The organism is Kineococcus aurantiacus (genome assembly GCF_013409345.1).
Classification (GTDB): Bacteria; Actinomycetota; Actinomycetes; order Actinomycetales; family Kineococcaceae; genus Kineococcus; species Kineococcus aurantiacus.
On record NZ_JACCBB010000001.1, the window covers coordinates 2,241,285 to 2,263,606 of the forward strand.

21 protein-coding genes are annotated in these 22,322 nt (G+C 76.3%); 8 read left to right on the top strand and 13 right to left on the bottom strand.

The window, feature by feature from the left end:
• Window positions 1–175: 175 nt before the first annotated feature.
• Window positions 176–724, bottom strand: a complete 549-nt coding sequence (locus BJ968_RS10870) for an alpha/beta hydrolase (RefSeq protein WP_179751718.1) — start codon at window positions 722–724, stop codon at window positions 176–178.
• Between the two features lie 83 nt (window positions 725–807).
• Between BJ968_RS10870 and BJ968_RS10875 the strand changes: the two genes are divergently transcribed.
• Window positions 808–1,293 carry a hypothetical protein gene (locus BJ968_RS10875; protein ID WP_179751720.1) on the top strand — a complete coding sequence of 162 codons (486 nt, stop codon included), beginning with the start codon at window positions 808–810 and terminating at the stop codon, window positions 1,291–1,293.
• Between the two features lie 37 nt (window positions 1,294–1,330).
• Here BJ968_RS10875 and BJ968_RS10880 read toward each other — a convergent pair whose 3' ends face one another.
• Entirely contained in the window at window positions 1,331–2,164 is an 834-nt protein-coding gene (locus tag BJ968_RS10880) for a phosphotransferase (RefSeq protein ID WP_179751722.1), read from the bottom strand.
• A gap of 192 nt (window positions 2,165–2,356) precedes the next feature.
• Between BJ968_RS10880 and BJ968_RS10885 the strand changes: the two genes are divergently transcribed.
• On the top strand, window positions 2,357–5,950 hold the full coding sequence (locus tag BJ968_RS10885) for a PAS domain S-box protein (protein ID WP_179751724.1): 3,594 nt from the start codon (window positions 2,357–2,359) through the stop codon (window positions 5,948–5,950).
• On the opposite strand, the gene BJ968_RS10890 is transcribed toward BJ968_RS10885, so the two are convergent.
• From BJ968_RS10890 to BJ968_RS10920, 7 genes are read right to left on the bottom strand one after another with little or no spacing between them, the layout of a single operon-like run.
• Window positions 5,871–7,001: a bifunctional 2-methylcitrate synthase/citrate synthase gene (locus BJ968_RS10890; RefSeq protein ID WP_179751726.1), complete on the bottom strand. Its 1,131-nt coding sequence runs from the start codon at window positions 6,999–7,001 to the stop codon at window positions 5,871–5,873. The two genes, BJ968_RS10885 and BJ968_RS10890, sit on opposite strands and share 80 nt — an antisense overlap.
• Window positions 6,998–7,906: a methylisocitrate lyase gene (gene prpB, locus BJ968_RS10895; protein ID WP_179751728.1), complete on the bottom strand. Its 909-nt coding sequence runs from the start codon at window positions 7,904–7,906 to the stop codon at window positions 6,998–7,000. Before prpB ends, BJ968_RS10890 begins: the two co-directional genes overlap by 4 nt.
• 22 nt (window positions 7,907–7,928) lie before the next feature.
• Window positions 7,929–9,446 carry an MmgE/PrpD family protein gene (locus BJ968_RS26565; protein ID WP_179751731.1) on the bottom strand — a complete coding sequence of 506 codons (1,518 nt, stop codon included), beginning with the start codon at window positions 9,444–9,446 and terminating at the stop codon, window positions 7,929–7,931.
• On the bottom strand, window positions 9,443–10,102 hold the full coding sequence (locus tag BJ968_RS26570) for an FCD domain-containing protein (protein WP_179751733.1): 660 nt from the start codon (window positions 10,100–10,102) through the stop codon (window positions 9,443–9,445). Before BJ968_RS26570 ends, BJ968_RS26565 begins: the two co-directional genes overlap by 4 nt.
• A 31-nt stretch (window positions 10,103–10,133) precedes the next feature.
• A complete protein-coding gene (locus BJ968_RS10910; RefSeq protein ID WP_179751735.1) occupies window positions 10,134–10,670 on the bottom strand; it encodes a zeta toxin family protein in 537 nt (178 codons plus the stop codon).
• A complete protein-coding gene (locus BJ968_RS26575) occupies window positions 10,667–11,080 on the bottom strand; it encodes a hypothetical protein (protein WP_179751737.1) in 414 nt (137 codons plus the stop codon). Before BJ968_RS26575 ends, BJ968_RS10910 begins: the two co-directional genes overlap by 4 nt.
• Window positions 11,077–11,961 (bottom strand): alpha/beta hydrolase fold domain-containing protein, encoded by an 885-nt coding sequence (locus BJ968_RS10920; protein WP_179751739.1) that lies wholly within the window; start codon window positions 11,959–11,961, stop codon window positions 11,077–11,079. Before BJ968_RS10920 ends, BJ968_RS26575 begins: the two co-directional genes overlap by 4 nt.
• 83 nt (window positions 11,962–12,044) lie before the next feature.
• Here BJ968_RS10920 and BJ968_RS10925 point away from each other — a divergent pair, with 83 nt between their 5' ends.
• Together BJ968_RS10925 and BJ968_RS25660 are read left to right on the top strand one after the other, a co-directional pair.
• Window positions 12,045–12,365 (top strand): hypothetical protein, encoded by a 321-nt coding sequence (locus BJ968_RS10925; protein ID WP_179751741.1) that lies wholly within the window; start codon window positions 12,045–12,047, stop codon window positions 12,363–12,365.
• Window positions 12,362–12,958: a hypothetical protein gene (locus BJ968_RS25660; protein WP_179751743.1), complete on the top strand. Its 597-nt coding sequence runs from the start codon at window positions 12,362–12,364 to the stop codon at window positions 12,956–12,958. The genes BJ968_RS10925 and BJ968_RS25660 overlap by 4 nt, the downstream gene beginning before the upstream one ends.
• Window positions 12,959–12,989: 31 nt before the next feature.
• On the opposite strand, the gene BJ968_RS10935 is transcribed toward BJ968_RS25660, so the two are convergent.
• Window positions 12,990–13,808, bottom strand: coding sequence for an MmyB family transcriptional regulator (locus BJ968_RS10935; protein ID WP_179751745.1), 819 nt, complete (start codon window positions 13,806–13,808; stop codon window positions 12,990–12,992).
• Window positions 13,809–13,974: 166 nt separating this feature from the next.
• Here BJ968_RS10935 and BJ968_RS10940 point away from each other — a divergent pair, with 166 nt between their 5' ends.
• Together BJ968_RS10940 and BJ968_RS10945 are read left to right on the top strand one after the other, a co-directional pair.
• Window positions 13,975–14,823 carry an SDR family oxidoreductase gene (locus BJ968_RS10940; RefSeq protein ID WP_179751747.1) on the top strand — a complete coding sequence of 283 codons (849 nt, stop codon included), beginning with the start codon at window positions 13,975–13,977 and terminating at the stop codon, window positions 14,821–14,823.
• Window positions 14,824–14,873: 50 nt separating this feature from the next.
• Complete coding sequence (locus tag BJ968_RS10945) at window positions 14,874–15,035, top strand: hypothetical protein (protein ID WP_179751749.1); 162 nt, start codon at window positions 14,874–14,876, stop codon at window positions 15,033–15,035.
• A gap of 25 nt (window positions 15,036–15,060) precedes the next feature.
• Here BJ968_RS10945 and BJ968_RS10950 read toward each other — a convergent pair whose 3' ends face one another.
• Window positions 15,061–15,408 carry a DUF7489 domain-containing protein gene (locus BJ968_RS10950; protein WP_179751751.1) on the bottom strand — a complete coding sequence of 116 codons (348 nt, stop codon included), beginning with the start codon at window positions 15,406–15,408 and terminating at the stop codon, window positions 15,061–15,063.
• Window positions 15,409–15,679: 271 nt separating this feature from the next.
• Here BJ968_RS10950 and BJ968_RS10955 point away from each other — a divergent pair, with 271 nt between their 5' ends.
• Both BJ968_RS10955 and BJ968_RS26580 read left to right on the top strand, forming a co-directional pair.
• Window positions 15,680–17,689, top strand: coding sequence for a diguanylate cyclase domain-containing protein (locus tag BJ968_RS10955; protein ID WP_179751753.1), 2,010 nt, complete (start codon window positions 15,680–15,682; stop codon window positions 17,687–17,689).
• A 143-nt stretch (window positions 17,690–17,832) separates the two neighbouring features.
• Window positions 17,833–20,841 carry a PAS domain S-box protein gene (locus BJ968_RS26580; RefSeq protein WP_179751755.1) on the top strand — a complete coding sequence of 1,003 codons (3,009 nt, stop codon included), beginning with the start codon at window positions 17,833–17,835 and terminating at the stop codon, window positions 20,839–20,841.
• A 57-nt stretch (window positions 20,842–20,898) separates the two neighbouring features.
• Here the strand turns inward: BJ968_RS26580 and BJ968_RS10965 are convergent, their stop codons facing one another.
• Both BJ968_RS10965 and BJ968_RS10970 read right to left on the bottom strand, forming a co-directional pair.
• Window positions 20,899–21,768, bottom strand: coding sequence for an ATP-grasp domain-containing protein (locus BJ968_RS10965; RefSeq protein ID WP_179751757.1), 870 nt, complete (start codon window positions 21,766–21,768; stop codon window positions 20,899–20,901).
• 36 nt (window positions 21,769–21,804) lie between these two features.
• Window positions 21,805–22,320, bottom strand: a complete 516-nt coding sequence (locus BJ968_RS10970) for an AAA family ATPase (protein ID WP_179751759.1) — start codon at window positions 22,318–22,320, stop codon at window positions 21,805–21,807.
• Window positions 22,321–22,322: the final 2 nt, after the last annotated feature.

Genomic DNA, 22,322 nt, shown 5'->3' on the forward strand with positions numbered 1-22,322 from the left:
CGCCGCCGTCTGCCGTCGGGTTCGCGGTGGTAGCGCCCGCACCCACCGCCGCAGCGGGCCAGGACGCCGACGAACGTCCGCACCTGGCGACGGCCGAGTCCGCGCGGTGCACCTGCTGCGGCAGGGGAGAGTTCCTCCTGGGGCACCTCGGGTGATCTGTGGTCGGGCCCCGCGGTCAGGGCAGGTCGTCCAGGAACTCGCCCACCGCCGCGAGGACCGTCCGCAGGACCCGCAGCGAGGCGTCGAGGTCCCCGGCGACCTCCAGGGAGTGGTCGGCGCCGGGCACCTCCAGCACCCGCTGCCCCGAACCCCGGGCGGCGGCCGCGTCCCAGTACGGGTCGGCCGAGCCGCCGACGAGCAGGGTCGGTGCGCTGGCCGCCGCGGCGGCGCGGTGCACCTGCGGTTCGCGCAGCAGCGGGGTCAGCCAGGTGCCCGGCAGGTCCCGCTGGAGGGCCAGGGGCAGCAGCCGGGTGCTCAGCGACTTGGCCACCACCAGGTGCTGCCGGGACTGCACCGCGTCGAGCAGGCCGGGGGCGAGGTCGAGCAACTCCTCGGGCGCGGGTGGGGTGGTCCAGCGGACGGTGCGCACGGTCCACCCGCGATCGCGCAGCAGTGCGCGGGTGGAGTGCAGCAGCGGGGCGTCGCAGGTGCAGCCGCGGCCGGGCAGGACGGTGGCCACCCGCGCGGGGTCGCCGTCGTGGGTGGAGACCTCCAGCGGTGCCACCGGGTGCGCCCTTCCGTCGCGGGGTGTGGGCACCGTACGGGGTCGGCTCCACCCGGCTGCCGCGGTGCGTCAGGATCACTGGCGTGTCGATGACGCCTGACCGCCCCGAGTCCCCGCCGGCGGGCGGTGTGGACGTCCGGGCTCCGCGCTGGTCTCGCGCCTACTCCGCCCTGTTCGCCGTCGTCTGGCTGGGGCTGCTGGGTTCGTTCGCCCTCGACGGGCTGCGCGAGCGGGACGCCGGAGCGTTGGTGCTGGTGCCCATGGCGGCGTTCGGGATCTTCCTGTTCAGCCGGGTGTTCGTCGTGCGGGCCCGCACCCGCGGTGACGAGCTCGTGGTCCGCAACTCCTGGCGCCGTCGGGTCGTCCGGCGTCAGGACGTGGAGGACGTCCGGACGGGAAAACCGCAGAGCGGTCCGTCGACGCTGGGTGAGTCGGTGCTGGTGCTGGTGCGCGACGGGTCGATCGTGACCCTGGAGGCCACGTGGAGGCTGGGGTGGACGGCCGCGGGACGTCGCGAGCTGGCTGACGGTCGTGAACGGCTGCTGGCCTGGGCCCGTGGTGGTCGGTGAACCCACCCGGTGACCGGCGGTGCCGGGCGGCCGCCGCTCACCGCCGCCGGTCGGCCCGGAGCAGGGCGGGGGTCTGGGCGTCGAGCTCCACCACGGCGCGCTCGAAGTCGTCGGCGACCCCTTCGGCGACGAGGTCCACGGCGGGGCCGTACCCGTCCGCGGCCGCGCGGCGCAGGCCCTGCGCGTGCTGCAGAGCGCGTTCGCGCACCGCGCTGACGACCTCCCCGGTGCTGCCCCGCCACCCGTAGGCGTCCAGCAGCAGGCGCAGGCGGCGGGGGCGGTCGGTGCCGGGCGCGAACCCGTCGGCGAGGGCGACGTCGTGGGCGGTCAGCGGCACCCACGTCAGCGCCAGGAACGCCAGGTCGCGGACGGGCGCGGCGGGCCCGGCCAGGTCCCAGTCGATGAACCCGACGAGCTCACCGGCAGCGGGGTCGGTGCCGGTGGGGGCGGGGCGCCACACGGCGTTGTACGGGGCGGCGTCGTGGTGGCCGACGACCTCCCCGTCCCGCAGCTCGTCGTGGTCCCCGAACCAGCGGGCGCCGGGGGGCGGGGTGAAGGAAGCGGACGCGTCGTGGAAGTCGCGCATCCACCGCCCCACGGCGACCAGGGCGGTTTCGCCGTGCGCCCACGCGGGCCAGGGCCGCTGGTCCCCGACCGTCTCGCCGTCGAGGTGGGAGAGCACTTCGCGGCCCCGCTCGTCGATGCCGAGGACTTCGGGGACCCGGGTGAAGCCGACCGCGCGCAGGTGGCGCAGCAGGGCGTGCACGCCCGGGGTGTGGTCGCCGGTGGTCCTGCGGACCGTCTGCCCGGACCGGGTGGCGCCGTCGTTGCGGCCGCCGGGCAGCCGTTCCTCGGTGACGCGTTCGTCCACGCGGGAGAACGTAGCCGCCGGCCCGGGTGCCGTCACCGCGGTTCTCGCGCTGGACCGGGTCCCCGGCGTGATCCCCGGCGCGGGGCGCGGTCGGAGGGTGACCGGCCCGGCCGGGGTCGCGAGCGGGCGGGCGTTGGGCCGTCCAGGCGACGCGGCTCAAGCCCGCGCGGCCGCGCGTCGATCTGCGCCGGGGTGAGCGCCTCGAGGTCCCCGAACCGGTTCTCCACGCGCCGCGGGCCGTCCCTGGAACTGCAGCGGCTCGCGGTGCTGCACTCCTACGACGTCCTGGACACCGTGGCCGACGTCGAGCTCGACGACGTCGTGCACACCGCGGCGATGCTGGCCGGGGTCCCGCACGCGACGCTGAACCTCATCGACGCCCACCGCCAGTGCCAGCTCGTCACCGCCGGGTTCGCGGGCGCCGACTCCGCGCGCGCCGACTCGATGTGCGCGCTGCACTTCACCGCCGGGGAGGTCGTCCACGTCCCCGACGCCGCCCTGGACGAGCGGTACCGCGCGAACCCGTGGGTCGACGGCCGGCTGGGCCGGGTGCGGCTGTACGCCTCCGCGCCCCTGGTCAACCCCGCCGGGTTCGCCCTGGGGACGCTGTGCGTCTTCGACACCGTCCCCGGTGAGCTGTCCGCCACCCAGCTGAGCGGGCTGCACCGGCTGGCGCGCGTGGTCGTGGCGCTGTTCGAGCGGCGCCGGCAGACCCGGCTGGCCGACGGCTACGCCGACGAGGCCCGCCAGCACGCCACCCAGGCCCTCCAGCACGTCGCGCAGGCCCAGGAGCTGGCCGCGCGGGCCCAGCTCCTGGCGGCCCGCGACGCCGAGCTGCGCCTGGTGCTGGACGCCACGAGCGACGCCTTCCTCGCCGTCGACGCCGACGGGCGCATCACCTCCTGGAACGCCGCCGCGGAGCGGATGTTCGGCTGGTCGGCCGCCGAGGCCCTCGGCCGCACCCTGGCGGACACGATCGTGCCGCCGGGCGAGGACGCCCGCAGCGCCGGCTACGCCTGCTTCTCGGCGACCGGTGCGCACCCCGCGACCAGCACGGTGGAGGTCCCCGCGCGGCGGCGCGACGGGACGGCGCTGGTCGTGGAGCTGACCTGGACGCCCGTGGAGGTCGAGGGGCGGCGGCGCACGTACGCCGCCCTGCGCGACGTGACCGACCGCCGCCGCCTGGAGCAGCAGGCCCGTTCCCTGGCCGGCATCGTCGCCGGGGCCCGCGACGCGATCGTCTCGGTCGACGCCGCGGGGACCATCACGTCCTGGAACAGCGCGGCCGAGCGGCTGTACGGCTACCGCGCCGAGGAGGTCGTCGGCAGGGGCGTGGAGGGCATCGCCCCGGTCGCCGAGGTGGGGCAGCTGCTGGAGTGGCTGGCGCGGGCAACGTCCGGCGCCGACGCCGGGCCGGTCCCCCTCTCCGCCCGCGACACCGTGGGGCGCCACCGCGACGGCGGCACCGTCGAGGCCTCCATCACCGTCTCCCCCGTGCTCGACGCCACCGGCGCGGTCGTGGGGGCGTCCCTGGCCGCCCGGGACACCACGGAGCGGCGCCGGGCCCAGGCCGCGCTGCGCGAGGCCGAGCAGCGGTTCAGCCTGGCCTTCACCCACGCCCCCACCGGGGTGCTCATCACCGCGCTGAGCGGGCACGCCGAGGGGCGCTTCCTCAACGTCAACCCCGCGGTGTGCCGGATGCTGGGGTACTCCCGCGAGCAGCTGCTGGGGAAGACGCCCGCCGAGATCACCCACCCCGAGGACCTGGACGCGCCCGGGGAGCCGGTGGGGCCCGGGACCGGTGCCGCGCACCTGGAGAAGCGCTACGTCCGCGCCGACGGGGCCGTGATCTGGGTGGCCCTGGACGTGGCGGTCATCCACGACGACGACGGCCGCCCCCGCTACGCGGTGACCCACGTCGAGGACGTCACCGGCAAGCGCGCGGACCGGCAGCGGCTGGCGGCCTCCGAGCAGCGGTTCCGGCTCGCGTTCGACACCGCGCCGATCGGGATGGTCATCGTCGGCCGGGGCGAGGACGAGGTGGCGCGCGCCCTGCAGGTGAACTCCACGCTGTGCCGGTTCACCGGCCTCGGCGACCCCGACCTGCTGGGCCGCGACGTCCGCGACCTCGTCCACCCCGACGACCGCGCCGAGTCCTCGCTGGCCCTGGCCCCGCTGCTGCGGGGCGAACGCACCCACGCCGAGCTGGAGCTGCGGTTCCGCCACGCCGACGGCACCGTGCGCTGGGGGCTGCTGTCGGCCACCGCCATGACCGACCCCGTCCTCGGCGCGGTCCCCGGCGCGGTCCCCGGCGCGGTCCCCTGCGCGCCGGGCGCCGGGCCGCAGGTGCTGTGCCTCATCGAGGACGTCACCGCCCGCAAGACCGCCGAGCTGGCCCTGCGCCACCAGGCGCTGCACGACGGGCTGACGGGGCTGCCGAACCGGACGCTGCTGCACGACCGCCTGGAGCACGCCCTGGCCGCCGCGGGCCGCACCGGCACCGGGGTGGGGGTGCTGTTCTGCGACCTCGACGGGTTCAAGGCCGTCAACGACTCCGCCGGGCACGGCGCGGGCGACGACCTGCTGCGCAAGGTCGCGGCCCGGTTCAGCGCCTGCCTGCGCCCGGGGGACACCCTGGCGCGCCTGGGCGGGGACGAGTTCGCCGCGGTCTGCCCCGGCCTGACCAGCACCACCGACCTGCTCGCCATCGCCCAGCGGCTGCTGCAGGCCCTGCACGCCCCGGTGGGCGTCTCGGCGGGGACGTTCGTGGTGGGCGTCAGCATCGGCACGCACCTGGTGACCGTGGGCGAGACCGGCCGCGGGGGCGAGGGCCGCGACCCGCGGGCCCGCGCCGAGCAGGCCCTGGCCCGCGCCGACGCCGCGATGTACGAGGCCAAGCGCGCGGGCAAGAACCGCGTCCACCTCGACGACGACCGCGACGGGGGCGAGGCCCGCCGCACCCGCACCGCGCGGCTGCTGCGGGAGCTGCGGACGGCCCTGGACCGCGACGAGCTCGTCCTGCACGGCCAGCCCGTGGTGGACCTGGCCACGGGGCGGCCCGTGGCGGTGGAGACCCTCGTGCGCTGGCAGCACCCGCAGCGGGGTCTGCTGTTCCCGGCGGAGTTCCTCGGCGTCGCCGAGGACAGCCCCCTGGTGCTGGAACTGGGCCGGCGGGTGCTGGAGGAGTCCTGCCGGATGGCCGCCGCCTGGGTCGCGGCGCTGGGCCCGGTGGCCCCGGCGGTGCACGTCAACGTCTCCGGCCGCCACCTGGAGTCCGACTCCCTGACCGGGGACGTCCTGGGGGCGTTGCAGCGGCACGGCCTGCCCGCACACCGGCTGGTGCTGGAGCTGACCGAGACGACGATGCCGACGATCACCCCGTCGCTGCGCAGCGACCTGCAGCGCCTGCGGGACGCGGGGGTCCGCATCGCCATCGACGACCTCGGCACCGGTTTCTCCAGCCTGGCCCACCTGACCGAGCTGCCCGTCGACCTGCTGAAGATCGACCTGACGTTCGTGGCGGGCCTGGGCCGCGACCCCAGCTGCGACGCGGTGGTGCGCGCGGTGCTGGGCATCGGGCAGGCCCTGGGCCTGTCGGTGGTCGCCGAGGGCGTGGAGACCCCGCAGCAGGCGGACCTGCTGCGCCGCTACGGCTGCGACACCGTGCAGGGTTACCTCCACGGCCCCCCGCGCCCGGAGGCCGCGCTCATCGAGGTGCTGCGCTCGGGTGCGCCGGTGGGAGGTGGCGCAGGGGCGGACCGTCGTACGCCGACAGCGGGCGGATGAGGGAGTTCGCCGCCCGCTGCTCGACCACGTGGGCGGTCCAGCCGACGACGCGGGCGGCGACGAACACGGGGGTGAAGACGTCGGTGTCCAGCCCGAGCAGGTGGTACGCGGGACCGGCCGGGTAGTCGAGGTTGGGACGGATGTCCTTGGCCCGCAGCATCTCCGACTCCAGGGCGTCGTACAGGTCCAGGACGTCGGTGCGCCCGCGGGCCGTCGCCAGTTCCCGCAGGGCGGCGTGCATGGTGGGGACGCGGGAGTCGCCGTGCCGGTAGACGCGGTGCCCGAAACCCATGATCCTGCGGTGCGCGGCCAGGTTCCCGGCGAGCCAGGCCGCGGCCCCCTGCGCGGACCCGATCTCCTCGAACACCGTCCAGACGGCCTCGTTCGCGCCGCCGTGCAGGGGCCCCTTCAGCGCCCCGACCGCGGCCGTCACCGCCGAGTGCAGGTCCGACAACGTCGACGTCACCACGCGCGCGGCGAACGTCGAGGCGTTGAAGGAGTGCTCGGCGTACAGGACGAGCGACGTCTCGAACGTCCGGGTCGCGACCTCGTCGGGTTCTTCCCCGGTGACGGTCCACAGGAAGTTCGCGGCGTAGCCGAGGTCGTCGCGCGGGGCCGGCAGGTCCTGCCCGTGGCGGCGGCGCTGGGCGTACCCGACGACGGCGGGCAGCGCGGCGAACAGGCGTTCGGCCTTGGCGAGCTCGGCCTCGCGCGAGTGGTCCGCGGCCTGCTCGTCCACGGCGCCCAGGACGCTCACGGCGGTGCGGACGACGTCCATGGGGTGGGCGGTCAGCGGCAGTTCGTCGACGACGCGGCGGACGCGGTCGTCCAGGGCCCGGCCCGCGCGCTCACGCTCCCGGAAGGCCTCCAGGCCCTGCGCGGTGGGTAGCTCCCCGTCCCACAGCAGCCGCGCGACCTCCTCGACGCTGCGGGTCGCGAGCTCCTGCACGGGGTACCCGCGGTACAGCAGGGAGTTCGACCCGGGGTCGACCTTGGAGACGGCCGTGGTGTCCGCGACGACACCGGCCAGACCCTTGTGGACCTCGCTCATCCCCGGTTCCCCTCCAGGCTGAAGTCGTAGATCCCGGAGTCGAACTCCCCGTACGCCGCGTAGTCCACGAGGTCGTACAACTGCGCGCGGGTCTGCATCTCGGCGACCTTCCCGTCGAGGGTCCCGGTCCCGGTGAGCTCGTCGAGCGCGCGGTCGGCCGCGCCCATCGCCAGCCGCAGCAGCGACACGGGGTGGATGACGATGCGCACCCCGGCGTCGCGCAGCTGCTCGTGGGTGAACAGGTCGCTGCGGCCGAACTCGGTCATGTTCGCCAGGACCGGGACGTCGAGCGCGGAGCACACGGCCTCGAACTCGGCGAGGTCGGCCATCGCCTCGGGGAACACGACGTCGGCCCCGGCGTCGACGAGGGCCTTGGCCCGGCGCACGGCGGCGTCGAAACCCTCCACGCCGCGGACGTCGGTGCGGGCGACCACGAGGAAGTCGCCGTCGCGGCGGGCGTCGACCGCGGCCCGCACGCGGCGCACCGCGGTGCGCTCGTCGACGACCTGCTTGCCCTCCAGGTGACCGCAGCGCTTGGGGTTCACCTGGTCCTCGACGTGCAGGCCGGCGACCCCGGCGTCCTCCATCGCCTGCACGGTGCGGGCGACGTTGAGGGGTTCGCCGAACCCCGTGTCGGCGTCGACGAGGACGGGCAGGTCGGTGACGCGGGCGATCTGCGCGGACCGCCCGGCGACCTCGGTCAGCGTCGTGAGGCCGATGTCCGGCAACCCCAGGTCCGCGGACAGCACGGCCCCCGAGACGTAGACGCCCTCGAAGCCCTTGCGCTGGATGAGCCGGGCGGACAACGGGTTGAAGGCGCCGGGGAACCGCAGCAGGTCGGTCCCGGCGAGGGCGAGCCGGAACGCGTGGCGTCGGGCGCTCGGCGTCGTCGACGAGTACAGCACGGGAGCCTCCTGGTTCCTCGGGTCAGAACAGGCCGGACGGGGTGGGGACGGTCTCCAGCAGTTCGGGCGGGGCGACGACCTGGAGCTCGCGCACCTCGCCGGGGGTCAGGTCGGGCAGCCGCTCGGCGAGGCCGGTGAACCGGGCGACCTCCTCGTCGGGCAGGACCCCGGCGGCCAGCGTCGCCAGCTTCGCCTCGTACTGGGCGCGGGTGAACGGGTGGGCGCCGAGGGGGTGCGCGTCGGCGACGGCGAGCTCGTCGACGACCGTCGTGCCGTCGGTGAGCCGGGCCTCGACGCGCGCGCCGAACGCCTTCCGGGCCGGGTCGGTCGCGTGGTACCGCTCGGTCCACTCGGGGTCCTCGACGGTCGACACCTTCCGCCACAGGGCGACGGTGTCGGGGCGCCCGGCGCGGTCGCGGGCGTAGGAGTCGACGTGGTGCCAGCCGCCGTCCTGCAGCGCGACCGTGAAGATGTACGGCACGGAGTGGTCGAGGGTCTCCCGGCTGGCCGTGGGGTCGTACTTCTGCGGGTCGTTCGCGCCGGAGCCGATGACGACGTGCGTGTGGTGGCTGGTGTGCAGGACGATCCGCTCGACGTTCGCGGGGTCGCGCAGTTCGGGGTGCTCGCGGTGCAGGCGGCGGGCGAGGTCGATGACGGCCTGCGCCTGGTACTCCGCGGAGTGCTCCTTGGTGTACGTGTCGAGGATCGCGCGGCGGGGTTCACCGGGTTCGGGCAGCGGGACCCGGTAGACGGCGTCGGGGCCGTCGAGCAGCCACGCGATGACGCCGTCCTCGCCCTCGTAGACCGGGGCCGGGCTCGTCTGCCCGCGCATCGCCCGGTCGACGGCCTCGACCGCGACCTTGCCCGCGAACGCGGGGGCGTACGCCTTCCACGTCGAGATCGCGCCCTTGCGGGACTGCCGGGTCGCGGTCGTGGTGTGCAGGGCCTGGCCGATCGCCTGGTGCACGACTTCGGTCGACAGCCCCAGCATGGTGCCCAGCCCGGCCGCGACGGCGGGCCCGAGGTGCGCGACGTGGTCGATCTTGTGCCGGTGCAGGGAGATCGCGCGGACGAGGTCGACCTGCACCTCGTAGGCCGTGACGACGCCCCGCAGCAGGCTCGCGCCGTCGCACCCGACGTGCTGCGCGACGGCCACCAGCGCCGGGAGGTTGTCGCCGGGGTGGGAGTACTCGGCGGCCAGGAACGTGTCGTGGAAGTCGAGTTCGCGCACGGCGACGCCGTTCGCCCAGGCCGCCCACTCCGGTGAGGTGGTCTGCGTCGTCCCGACGATCCGGGCGCCGTCCCCGCCGCGGGAGGCGGGGTGGTCCAGGGCCTGCGAGCGCGCTGCGACGACGGGGGCCCGCAGGAGGGAGGCGGCGCTGACGGCGGCGTTGTCGAGGACGCGGTTGACGACCATCGCGGTGACGTCGTCGTCGACGGAGACCGGGTCGGTGGCGAGCTCGGCGAGCTTCCAGGCGAGTTCCTCGTGGCGACCGAACGGCTCGTCGCTGCGGTGGACGCGGACCTCGTGCTCCTTCACGCGCTCTCCTCCTGGTGCCTCAGGTGGTTCCGGAAGTGGCTCCTGCTGCGGTGCAGGTGGACGTGGACGGCGTGCGCGGCCAGGTCGGCGTCGCCGGCGGCGAGGGCCTCGGCGATGAGCTGGTGCTCGGAGGCGGCCGCGCGCAGCCGGTCGGGGTCGTGGCGGGCGAGGCGGCGGATCCGGACGAGGTGGGTGCGGACGTCGGCGAGCGCGCGGACGAGCCACGGGTTGGCGACGGCGTCGTCGACGGCGGCGTCGAACTCGGCGCCCAGCGCGTAGTACCGGCCCAGCTCGCCCGCCTCGACGAGGTCGGGGGCGTGGGCGAAGCGGTGGGCGAAGGCCGTGAAGCGGGCGCCGTCGCGGGCCGCGAGCCGGGCCGCCTTGACCTCCAGCGCCTCGCGGACGTCGTAGAGGTGCTCCAGGTCGCCGGGGTCCAGCGGCGCGACGACGAGGCCGCGGCCGCCGACGGGGCGGGCCAGGCCGTCGTGGACGAGCCGGGCGAAGGCCTCGCGGACGGGGGTGCGGGAGACGCCGAGCCGGGCGCTCTGCTCCAGCTCGGCCAGGACCGCGCCGGGCGGCAGGACGCCGTCGAGGACGTCCTCGCGCAGTCGCGCGTAGGTCCGGTCGCTCGCCCCGGCACGTCGTTGTGCATGCACAGGTGCACTGTGCGCGCTCCGGGCGGGACCGTCAAGACGTCAGTGCATGCACAGCCCGGAGGACGGCGCGGGCCACGTCGGCCGGGGCGTCGTCCGCGCCGACGTCGACGACGACGTCCCCGATCCCGGCCCGGTGCAGGACCGCGTCGAGCTCACCGCTGCGGTGCAGGTGCCAGCGCAGGCCCTCGGGGTCCCCGGCGTGGCGGCCGCGCAGGCGCCCGGCGACGACGTCGAGCGCCGGGCGCAGCCGGCACACCGTCAGCGGCACGCCCACGGCGTCGGCGTGCAGCGCCCGGTGGGCGGGGTCCTCCAGGACGCCCGCGACGACGAGCCGGCGCGCGCCGGCCGCCAGGTGGTTGCGCGCCACGTCCCGCAGGTTCGCCAGCGCCAGCCGCTCGTGGAACGGGTCGTCCGGCGGGCTCGGCCACGCCTCGCGCAGGGCGTCGAGGTCGACGACGGCGTGCGGGACGCCGTCGGCGCGCAGCAGGTCCCCGAGGGCGCGCGCGGTCGTCGTCTTCCCCGCCCCCACGGTGCCCGTCAGGAGCAGGGCGGACGGTTCCCCGGTCACCGGTGCAGCGCCGCCACGAACGCGAGGTAGGGGACCCCGACGAGGTTGCCGCCCACGAGGAGCGCGGTGTTGACGGCGGGCAGCGGACCCCGGCCGCGCCGGGGCCACCCGTACCGGTGGGCCACCGCACCCGTGCCGGCCGAGCAGACCGCCGACCCCGCGACGAACAGCAGCGCCGTGATCGTCGCCGCGTGCTCCGCCGGGGGCGCGGTGCGGTGCGCGCGCCGTTCGCGGGCCACCGCCACGACACCGGGGACCAGGCTCAGCGCCGCCGTCGCGGCGACCGCCGCGTACCCCGGCCCGGCCGGTCGCCGCCGGGTCGCGGCGGCCACCGCGCCCAGGGCCGCGACCGTCGCCGCGTCGAGGCCCAGCACCGCGGTGAGCCCGCGCAGCGCCCGGTCCCCGCTCACGCCGCGCCCCGCGGCCCGGTGCGCAGCCACTCCCGCACGGCCTCCGACGCCGCGCGGCCCATCGACGTGGGGTGGCGCGCGAAACCGTGCGGGGAGGCCGGGTGGACGCGCACGTCGACGTCGACCCCGGCGGCGGCGAGGCGGGCGGCCATCGCCAGGCCGTCCTCCAGCAGCACGTCGTCGGCGCCCACGACGAGGAGCACGGGCGGCAGGCCGCGCAGGTCGGCGAAGACCGGCGAGACGTCGGGGTGGGTGCGGTCGGGGACGTGCCCGGCGTAGGCGTCGAGGAAGAACTCACCGGCGATGAGCCGGCCCGCGGGGGTCGTGCCGCTGAGGTCGTAGGTGCCGGAGTCCAGGACCGCGGCCCCGAACGCGCCCGGCACCCGCAGCAGCGTCGTCACCGCCAGCGTCGCCCCGGCGGAGAAACCCCCGACGGTGCGGGGGACGTCCCCGAACCGCTCGACGACCCAGCGAGCGGCGGACTCGCAGTCGTCGGGCGCCGCGGGCCACGGGTCCTCCGGTGCGAGCCGGTGGTCGACCCCGACGACCACGACGCCCAGCGCGTCGGCCAGCTCCTGGCGGTGTACGTCGTCGGCGGCGGCGGAGCCGAGGACGAAACCGCCGCCGTGCAGGGCGAGGTGGACACCGCGCACCGGGCCCGTGCGGGGCCGGTGGACGCGGACGGGCACCCCCTCGGAGGTGGTCCCCTCCTCGGCGGGCGGGTCGCTGGGCCGCGGCGCGGGCAGGGCGGCGCGGGCGGCCCGCAGCTCGTCGAGGTCCGCGGGCCCGCGGCGCGGGCCCCGCCGCGCGTAGAACTCCCGGGACTCCGGGACGAACCGCGCGAGGGAGGGGTCGACGAGGTGGTCCAGGCCGAGGCGCACGGGGGCACGCTAACGGCAGCCGGTCGACCCAGCCCGTCAAGTTCTCCTTGACAGCCTCATGTCGTCAAGACAATCTTGACGACATGACCACCGCCGCACGCACCCCTTCCCACCCGGGGCGTCACCACCGTCGCCTCACCCTCGGCCTCGTCGGAGCCGGCCTGCTCTGCCTCGCCGTGTCCGGCGCCGCCCGCACGCCCGACGACGGCGGTGACGCGTCCTCCTGGCTCTCCACCCTGGCCGGAGTGGTCACCGGTGTCCTCGTCGTCCTGCTGGTGGTGTGGCTCGTCACCCGGTCCCGCCGAGCGCGGCAGCGGGCCGCGCGCCGCACCCGGCGGGACCAGGCCGTCCTCGACGCGCTCGAACCCCTCGGCCCGGCCGCCCCCCGCGAGGAGCAGCGGTGACCACCACCACCCCCGGCCCCGCCCCCCTGACCGACGCCGAGGTGCAGGCCCTGCGCGAAGCCGTCACCGAAGCGGTGCTGTCCACCCCCGTCGGCCTGCGCGACGCCCTGGCCGACGACCCCGACGCCTCCCTGCGCCTGGTCGCCGCCACCCGCGTCGCCGCCGAGGAGACCTCCCGGCTGCTGCGCGAGGCCGTCGCCGGCGCCCGCAGCGCCGGGCACCGCTGGGACACCCTCGGCACCCTCCTCGGCGTCAGCAAGCAGGCCGCCCAGCAACGCTTCGCCACCCCCACCCGGCCCGACCCGCACGTCGGCGACGCGGGCGCGCCGGAACGGAAGGTGCTGTCCCCCATCACCTCCCTGGAGGAGATGGCCGTCCTGGCCGAGGAGGGCCGGCACGGCTGGCACATCGTGGACTACGGCACCCTCTTCCACGTCGTGGAAGCCTCCGAGACCCAGTGGGAGCACCACCGCCAGCCCTGGGCCCCCGGCGCCCGCCGCCGCCTCGAAGCGCAGGGCTGGACCCTCGTGAAGACCATGACGTTCCCCTGGGGGTACTACAAGCGGCCCCTGGACCTGCCCGCCCAACCCTGACGGGACACCGCCGGGCCCCGCGCCGGGACGCTCAGACCAGCGAGGCCAGCAGCGCCAGCCCCTCCGCCGACGGGGTGCCCGGCTCGGCGTGGTGGACCACCACGACGAGGGACGCGCCGCCGACCACGGCGAGCTTCTCCCGGCGCAGGACGAGTTCCCCGACGACGGGGTGGTGAACGACCCCCGTGGGGTGACCACCGGCCTTGACGTCGTGGCGGGCCCACAGCCGGCGGAAGCGTTCGCTCTTGACCGACAGCTCGCCGACGAGGGCCTGGAACCGCGGGTCGTCCTGGTCGGCGCCGATGTCGGCCCGCAGCTGCGCCACGACACCGGCGACGCCCTGCTCCCAGTCCGGGTGCTGGCTGCGCACCTCGGGGTCGGCGAACAGGGACACCAGCCGGTTCGCCCCGACCACCAGGGACGGTTCCAGCGCGGTCGCGAGCCGGTTGACCGCCAGCACGTCCCGGTAGCGGTCCACGACGTAGGCGGGCACGTTGAGGGTCCCCAGCAGCAGCAGCACACCCTCGGGAACCCGTTCGGAGCGGTGCTGGGTGGAGCCGGCGCGGCGGCGCGGGCGGGCGCGGGACAGTTCCAGGGCGTGGGCGGTGGCCTCGGCGTCCAGCCGCAGCGCGCGGGCGAGGGCGTCGACGACCTGCTCGGAGGGGTGCTGGTCCCGGCCCTGCTCCAGCCGCAGGTAGTACTCGTTGCTGATGCCGGCCAGCAGGGCCACCTCCTCGCGCCGCAACCCGGGGACCCGTCGCCGGCTGCCGGCAGGCAGCCCGACGTCCTCGGGGCGCACCAGCTCGCGGCGGGCGCGCAGGAAGTCGGCCAGCGGGGTGCGGGGTTCCACGGTCCCGACGTTACCCGCGGGCGCGCGGGGCCCGGGGTGCCCAGCCTGTCCCCGCGACTACCAGTGTCCGCAGGGTCTTCCCCGGTTCCCGGGGCCGGCCGAACGTGGTTCCCGCACCGACCCCGAAACCCTTGCGGGGCCGACAGATCCGAGAGGTTGAACGACGATGGCTCAGCGCACCTGGTTCATCACCGGCTCCAGCAGCGGTTTCGGCCGGCTGATGACCGAGCAGCTCCTGCAGCGAGGGGACCGGGTGGCCGCCACCGCCCGCGACACCGCGTCCCTGTCCGACCTCGTCGAGCGCCACGGGGACCGGGTCTGGACCGCCCGGCTCGACGTCACCGACACGGCCCGGGTCCGCGAGGTCGTCGACGCGGCGTTCACCGAGCTGGGCAGGGTCGACGTCGTGGTGAACAACGCCGGGTACGGGTTGTTCGGCGCGGCCGAGGAACTCACCGACGAACTCGTCGAGCACCAGCTGGCGACCAACCTCGTCGGCCCGATCCAGGTCCTGCGCGCCGCCGTCCCGCACCTGCGGGCCCAGGGCGGTGGGCGCATCGTCCAGATGTCCACCTACGGGGGGCAGGCGACCAACCCCGGCGCGTCGCTCTACCACGCGAGCAAGTGGGGCGTGGAAGGGTTCATGGAGGCCAGCGCCAAGGACCTCGCCCCGTTCGGCATCGGCGTCACGATCGTCGAACCCGGCAGCGCCGCCACCGGTTTCCGCACCGGCTCCGCGCGCCTGCCCGAACCCCTGGCCGCCTACGACGGGACCCCGGCGGCGATGAGCCGCGGCATCCGGAACCCCGACCTGCCCTCGGTGAGCGACCCCGCCAGGGTCGCCGCCGCCGTCATCGCCAGCGTCGACACGACCCCGGCCCCGCTGCGCCTGATCACCGGCAGCGACTCCTTCGCGATCGTCCACGCCGCGCTGCGCGAGCGCCTGGCCGACGTCGAGGCCCAGGAGGCCGGCGCCGCCTCGACGGACCTGGCCCAGCCGGCCCGGCGGTCCTGACGCCGCGCCGCGCCCGCCCGCCGGGCCGTCCCGGCCACTAGGGTCGGGGGGTGTTCAGGAACCTCGTCGACCACCCGTGGGTGATCGTCCTCGTCGTCCTGGTCCTCGCCTTCCTGGTCCTCGTCGCGGCCGTCGTGGCGGGGGTCCTGCTCCTGCTGCGCAGCCGCCGGCCGCCGGGCCCGCCGGACGGGTCCGGCCCCCCGCGCCGCTGAGGCGGCCGGGACGGGTCGCGTCGCGTCAGCCGGCGCGGGCCGCCTCCGCCTCCTCGTCGTAGCGGTCCCCCACCTCGACCCGGTCGTACACGTCCCGGTCGACGCCGACCTCGACGGTGTCGCCGTCGTCCTCGGCGACGGTGAGCTCCCACTCCTCCGGCTCGTGCGAGGTGGTGGGCACGGTCTTGCACTTCGTCGTCCTCGTGCCCGTGGAGGACGTCGAGGTGGTGCAGTCCTTGCGGGTGCCGCGCTCGGTCTCGGCGGCCTCGTGCTCCTTGGCGGTGACGGTGCCCACGACGGGGTCCCCGCACGCGCCGAGCGTGAGGGCGGCGACGGCGAGGGCGACGGCGGTGAGGGTGCGGGGGCGGTTCACGGGGTGATCGTTCTCCAGGGCGTCGTGCGTGGTCGTCGGCAGGCGGTCACGGCGCCGGGTCCCGCGGCGGTGCCCGCCGGGGGTTCCGGGTGACCCACCGGCTGCGGAGCCTAGCGACGGTGGCGGCGACGCGGGACCGGTTTTCCCGACCACTGCGCACCGTGACGCGGTACTCACAGAAGTGCAGCGGCACAACGGTTTCCGTCGCGCAGCGCGTTCCCCCGCCGGGTGGGTGGTCAAGCCCCGCCCCCCACCGGCCGATCACTGCGAGGTGGACCGGGAGGACTGGGTCGCCCTGGCGGAGGCGACGGTGCGTGAGGAAGCCGGGCGGGTGGACGCCGCGGCGCACGTCGCCGCACCCGTGACGACGGCCGAGACGGCCCGGCTGGCCGCCCTGCACGAGTACCGGCTGCTGGACGCCCCGGCCGACGACGAGCTGTCCGCGGTCGTCCGGGCCGCGGCCGCGGTCGCCGGGGTCCCGCACGCCACGCTGAACCTCATCGACGGGCACCGCCAGTGCCAGCTCACCGCCGTCGGCTTCGAGGGCGGGGACTCCCCCCGCGCCGACTCGATGTGCGCCCTGCACTTCGAGGACGGCGAGCTCGTCGTCGTCCCCGACGCCAGCCTCGACGAGCGCTACGCCCGCAACCCCTGGGTGGACGGGCGCCTGGGCGCGGTCCGCTTCTACGCCTCCGCGCCGCTGCTCACCCCCGACGGCCACGCCCTCGGCTCCCTGTGCGTCTTCGACACCGCCCCGGGGCGGCTGAGCGAGCAGCAGGCCGACGTCCTGCGGGACCTGGCCGGGGTGCTGGTCGCCCTGTTCGAGCGTCGCCGCCAGGCGCGCCGGGCCGACGCCCGGACCGAGCGCGCCGGGGAGGCCCGCGAGCTCGCGCTGCTGGCGATGGCCGAGTCGGAGGCGCGCTGGGAGCTCAGCGAGGTCGTCGCCGAGACCATCGACGTCGGTCTCGTCGTCGTCGACGCCGACGGGCACGTGCGGTCGCTGAACCGGACCGCGCGGTGGTGGCACGGGACCGGCGACGAGCCGCAACCCCACCCCACCTACTTCGCCGCCGACGGCACCACCGTCCTGGACGGGTGGGACCTGCCGTGGCTGCGCGCGCTGCGCGACGGCACCGTCGAGGGCGCCGAGGTCGTCCTCGACGTCCCCGGGCGGCCCCGCCGCGTCCTGGAGTGCTCCGGCCGGGCGATGCGCCGCGCCGACGGCTCCCCGCTGGGCGCGGTCGTCGCCCTCAGCGACGTCACCCGCGACCGCGAGCGCGAGCAGGCCCTCGCGCAGGCCCACGCGGCGCTGGCCGAGCACAGCCGCCGGGTGCAGGACCTGGCCGACGCCTCCCGCGCGCTGGCGGCGGCGGAGGACCCCGTGGACGTCATCTGCGGGACGGTGCGCGACCTCACGAACGCCGACGCGGCGTACCTGCTGCGCCCCGACACCGACGGCGACGTCCGCGGGCTGCGGGCCGTCGCCACCTCCGGGTACGCCGCGGGCCGCGTGTTCTACCCCGAGGGGGAACCGTCCCTGGGCTGGACGTGCTTCGCGTCCGGGCAGCCGGTGTTCGTCGCCGACATGGCCTCCCACCAGGGGGCGTCGCAGCGTCTCGTCGCCTCCTCCGGCGTCGTCTCGGGGGCCTGGCACCCGGTCGTCCTGCCCGGGCAGCGGGCCGTGGGGGTCCTGGGCGTCTTCTGGCGCACCCCCGTGCCGCAGCTGCCCGACCACGTCCTGCCGGTCCTGCAGACCCTCTCGGGGGAGCTCGCGCACGCCGCCGAGCGCGCCGAGCTGCTGCAGCGCCTGGCCCGCGCCGCCGAGCGGGACCCCCTGACGGGCCTGGCGAACCGGCGGCGCTGGGACCAGGCGATCAGCACCGAGGTGGCGCGCGCCACCCGCGGCGGGGCGCCGCTGACGCTGGCCCTGCTCGACCTGGACCACTTCAAGACCTACAACGACACCCACGGCCACCTGGGCGGGGACGACCTGCTGCGCGAGTTCGCCACCGCCGCCGGCGGCTGCCTGCGCGAGGTGGACACCCTGGCCCGCTGGGGCGGGGAGGAGTTCGTCGTGGCGCTGCCGGGGTGCTCGGTGGACGACGCCGTCGCGGTCGCCGACCGGATCCGCGCCGCCGTGCCGCGCGGCCAGACCTGCACGGTCGGCGTGGCGCAGTGGGAACCGGGCGAGCTGCCCGCGGACGTCGTCGCCCGGGCCGACGCGGCCCTGTACCGGGGCAAGCAGCAGGGGCGGGACGTGACGGTCGTCCACCGTGCTTGATCACCGGAGTGCTTGATCACCGGGGGGTGGGGGGCTTCAGGCGCCCGCGGGGCGTGCCGACGTCTTGAGAGGTCCCTCACCGGCAACCCCCGCCGTCGGTCCGGGCCTGGTGGTCGACGGCGGGGACGGACGGGAGGCCTGGGGTGGTCACGTTCTTCAACGGCCCTCGACGCGGCGTCCTGCGTCCCGGTCCCACCTCCCGCTCCGTGCGGACCGCCCGGCCCGGCCGGACCCCCCGCCCCACGGCCGCCGCCGTGCTGCGCAGCGCGGCGTTCGCCGTCGCGTTCTGCGTCGCGGTGTTCCTGGGCCGGCGGACCGTCATGGACGGCACGAGCCTGAGCCTGGTGTGGCCGGCGGCCGGCGTGGCGGTCGTGTGGTTCGGCGCGCAGCGCTCGGCGGGGACCCGCCGGCTGGACGTGCTGCTGCTGTCCGCGGCCACGTTCGCGCTCAACGCCGCCACCGGCGCCGCCCCCGTCCTGGCCGCCTGCTTCGTCGCGGCCAACCTCGCCCAGGTCCTCACCTTCGGGCGCCTGTTCTCCCGCTGGTGCCCGACCGTGTGGGGCGCCGGGGGGCGTGAACCGCTCACCGGCGTGGCGCAGCTCATGCGCCTGCTGGCCGCCGCGGTGCTCGCCACCGGCGCCGGCGCGCTGCTGGGGCCCGCGGCGGTGTGGGCGCTGACCGGGGACTGGTCGTGGCTGACCGCGCTGGTGTGGATGACGCGCAACACCGCCAGCGTCGTCCTCCTCACCGCCGTCGCCTTCCGCATCGGCTACCTGCTCACCGCCCGCCGCGCCGACGGACCGGGCGTGGTGCTGGTGCCCGTGCGCTGGCCGCGGGGCTGGCGCGCCGTGGAGCTCGCCGCCGCGCTGGGGTGCTCCGCCCTGGCCTACGCGCTGATCTTCGGCGTGTGGCACGGGCTGCCGGTGGCGTTCCCGCTGGTGGCCCTCTCCACGTGGGTGGCGTGGCGCTTCGACACCACGATCGTCGTGGTCCACGACCTGCTCATGGGCGTCACGGCCGTCGTGCTCACCCTGGCCGGCAGCGGCCCCTTCGCGATGATCGCCGACGACGCGACCCGCGCCATCGTCGTCCAGCTCTACGTGGTGGTGCTGGCCGTGCTGGGGGTGGGCCTGGCCACGGGCCGCGACGAGCGCGACGTCCTGCTCGTGCGGATGGCCGCCACCGCCGCCGCCGCCGAGCGCTCGGCCGCCGAGGCCGCCGCCCAGCGCGCGCTGGCCGAGCAGGCGATGGCCGAGGCCGAGGCCCGCGGGGAACTGGCCCACGCCGTCCTGGAGTCCGTCGACGTCGGCATCGTCGTCGCCGACGCCGACGGCCACCTCACCCTGTTCAACCGGGCCGCGCAGGAGTGGCACGGCCTGGACGCCGACCACGGCATGGACCCCGTGCAGCACGCCCGCAGCTACGACCTGCACGCCGCCGACGGCGTCAGCGCGCTGGCCCCCGACCAGGTCCCGCTGCACACCGTCCTGCGCGAGGGCCGCGTCGAGGGCGCCGAGATGGTCATCGCCCCCGCCGGGCGCGCGCCCATCGCGGTCACGGCCTCGGGGCGGCGCATGGACCGCGCCGACGGCAGCCCCCTGGGGGCGGTCGTGGCCATGACCGACGTCACCGCCGACCGCGCGCTGCGCCGGGAGCTCGAGGACGCCCGGCAGCGGGCCGGTGAGCAGGCCGCGCTGCTGCAGGCCGCCTTCGACGCCTCCGTCGTCGGCAACATCCACCTGGCGCTGGACGGCACCGTGCTGCGCGTCAACGCCGCCGCCGCCGAGGTGCTCGGGTACGCGCCCGCCGACCTCGTGGGGCACCGCTGGACCCGGCACGTGCACCCCGAGGACCGGGCGGCGCAGCTGGAGGAGGTGCGCGACGTCATCGCCGGCCGCGGCCCCGCCACCGCCGTGGGCGGGCCGCTGCGGCACCTCCACCGCGACGGGCACGTCGTGCACACCCAGGTCTCCACCGCGCTGGTCCGCACCTCCGACGGCGAACCGGCCTACCTGGCCACCCAGGTCGTCGACGTCAGCGCCCGCGTGGCCGCCGAGGAGGGCGTCCGCCGCCAGCGCGACGTGTCCACCCGCCTGCTGCGGGCCCTGTCCGACCTCGGCGAGGGCGTGCTCGTCGAGCACGACGACGAGGTCACCTACGTCAACGAGGCCATGGCGCGCCTGACGGGGCACCGCGCCCCCGCCCTGCTCGCCCTGGACTCCTCGCGGTCGCTGGTGCCCGAGGCCGAGCAGGAGGCCTGGGTGGCCCGCACGACGTCCGCCCCGGGCCGGGTCACCGCCTCGGCGTCCCTGGTGACGGCCCTGCGCCGCGCCGACGGCACCACCGTCCCCGTCGAGGTGACCACCGTGCCGCTGCCCGACGCCGGGGGCCGGGCCACCCTCACCCTCGTGCGGGACCTGTCCGAGCGGATGCGCGCGCAGGCGGCCCTGGCCACCTCCAACGAACAGCTGCGCGAGGCCAACCGCCTCAAGGACGACCTCGTGGCGACCCTCAGCCACGACCTGCGCCAGCCGCTGTCGGCCACCACCGGGTACGCCGAGCTGCTGCTCGACGAGTGGCAGGTGCTCTCCGACGCGGAGAAGGAGCAGTTCCTCACCCGCATCCAGAAGGCCGGCCGGTGGGCCAACGACCTGCTGGAGGACATGCTCTCGATGGCCCAGCTCGACGCCGGCGCCACCGCCCCCCGCACCGCCCGCATCGCCCTGCGCGCCCTGGTCACCGAGGTCGTCGAGCGCCTCGGCCGCGACGCCTCCCTCGTCGACACCACCGGCGTGGAGGACGTCACCGTCCTGGCCGACCGCGGCCACGTGCACCAGGTGCTGGCCAACCTCCTCGGCAACGCCTTCAAGTACGGCGCGCCGCCCGTGCGGGTCCGGACCCGCTGCCACGGCGAGCACGTCGCCCTGGAGGTCGCCGACGCCGGGGAGGGGGTGCCGGAGGAGTTCGTGCCGCACCTGTTCGACCGCTTCGCGCGCGCCACCACCGGGGTCGCGGTGGGCAAGAAGGGCACCGGGCTGGGGCTGTTCATCGCCCGCTCGCTCGTCAACGCCAACGGCGGGGACCTCACGTACCGGCACGCCGACGGCGGCGGGTCCTGCTTCACGCTGACGCTGAACGCCGTCACGGTCTGAGCGCGGGGCGGGGCGCGGACCACCGGTCCTCGGCCCGTGCCCGCGAGCGCTGCCGGGTCACTGTGCCAGCAGCGCCGCGGCGAGGCGGTCGGCGGCCCCGGGCCCGCCCTCGGTGAGGAAGAGGGACGGTTCCACCAGTTCCAGCTCCAGGACGCAGGGGTCGCCGGCGTCGTCGTGGACCAGGTCGACGCGCGCGTACGCGGGGGTCCCCCACCGGCGCGCGACGACGGCGAGCGCGGCGTCGGCCACGGCCCGTTCCGCCGGTGTCGCCTCGTGGGGTGCGGTGCGCTCCGCGGCGAACAGGTCGTCGAGCGTCCCGGGGTCGGGCAGGGTGACCCGCTTGGTCGCGGCGTGGCTGCAGGTCCCCCCGAAGTGGACGAGGGCCCGTTCCCCGTCCCGCGCGACGGAGGCGAGCAGCGGTTGCACGAGCACCGAGCGGCCGCGGTCGTGCAGGGCGGCGACGTGGGCCGCGGCGAGGTCGCCCTGGTCCGGTCCGTAGGTGGCGACGCCGCGGCTGCCCGCCCCGACGGCCGGTTTGACGACGACGGGTCCGCGCACCAGACGCGCCGGGTCCACCCGGTCGCCGGGTTCGAGGAACGTGGTGGGGGGCACCGGGACACCTGCTGCCGCGAGCTCGGCGAGGTAGTGCTTGTCGGTGCTCCAGCGGACCAGCGGGGGCGGGTTGAGCACCTCGGCGCGCTGCGCGGTCTCCTCGACCCAGGCCAGGAAGTCCGGCAACCGGTCGTGGTAGTCCCAGGTGGAGCGCAGCACGACGCGGTCGTAGCCGTCCCACGCGACGTCCGGGTCGTCCCAGTCGACGACGTCCACGACGGCGCCGCGGTCGGACAGCGCGCGCAGCCCCAGCGGCTCGTCGAGGTCGTACCCCCGGGCGGCGCGTGCGGTGACCCAGGCCAGGCGCGGCGACATGGCGTCCGACCCTAGTCGTCCCCACCGGGGTCGGGGTCAGCCCGCCGGGGACCCCAGGTGGTCCAGGGCCCGCGCGGTCAGTTCCGGCAGGGGCCGCAGCGAGTCGAGCACCAGCCGGTCCTGCGGCCAGTCGACGAACGCCGCGCGGCGGGCCTGCACCGACTCCCAGGTGGGCTCGGGGAAACCCTCCAGGTCCCGGCGCCGGTCCAGCAGCCGCTGCCGGTGCACGCGCGGGTCGGAGCAGACCACCTCGACGAACCGCAGCGGCACCGCCCGGTCCCGGGCCAGGTCGACCCAGGCGGCGCGCGCCTCCTCGGCGTCGTTGACGGCGTCGACGATCACCGTGAGCCCCAGGCGGAGGTTCTCGGCGGCCAGGGCCTGCGCGACGGCGTAGGCGGCTACGCCGGTCGGTTGGCCCCGGTCGACGCCGGCCCGCCACGTGGCCGCCTCGATGGGGTCCACCGACAGCACCGGTGCGGTCAGGGCCGCGGCGAGGGATTCGGCGAGGGCGCTCTTGCCGGCCGCGGGGAGCCCGCACAGCACGATCAGCACCG

Bases quoted from the DNA above. Each gene is read 5' to 3' on its own strand.
- BJ968_RS10890 (WP_179751726.1), bottom strand. From the start codon at position 7,001: ATGAGCGAGGTCCACAAGGGTCTGGCCGGTGTCGTCGCGGACACCACG.
- BJ968_RS10925 (WP_179751741.1), top strand. From the start codon at position 12,045: ATGACCACCGCCGCACGCACCCCTTCCCACCCGGGGCGTCACCACCGT.
- BJ968_RS10940 (WP_179751747.1), top strand. From the start codon at position 13,975: ATGGCTCAGCGCACCTGGTTCATCACCGGCTCCAGCAGCGGTTTCGGC.
- BJ968_RS10965 (WP_179751757.1), bottom strand. From the start codon at position 21,768: ATGTCGCCGCGCCTGGCCTGGGTCACCGCACGCGCCGCCCGGGGGTAC.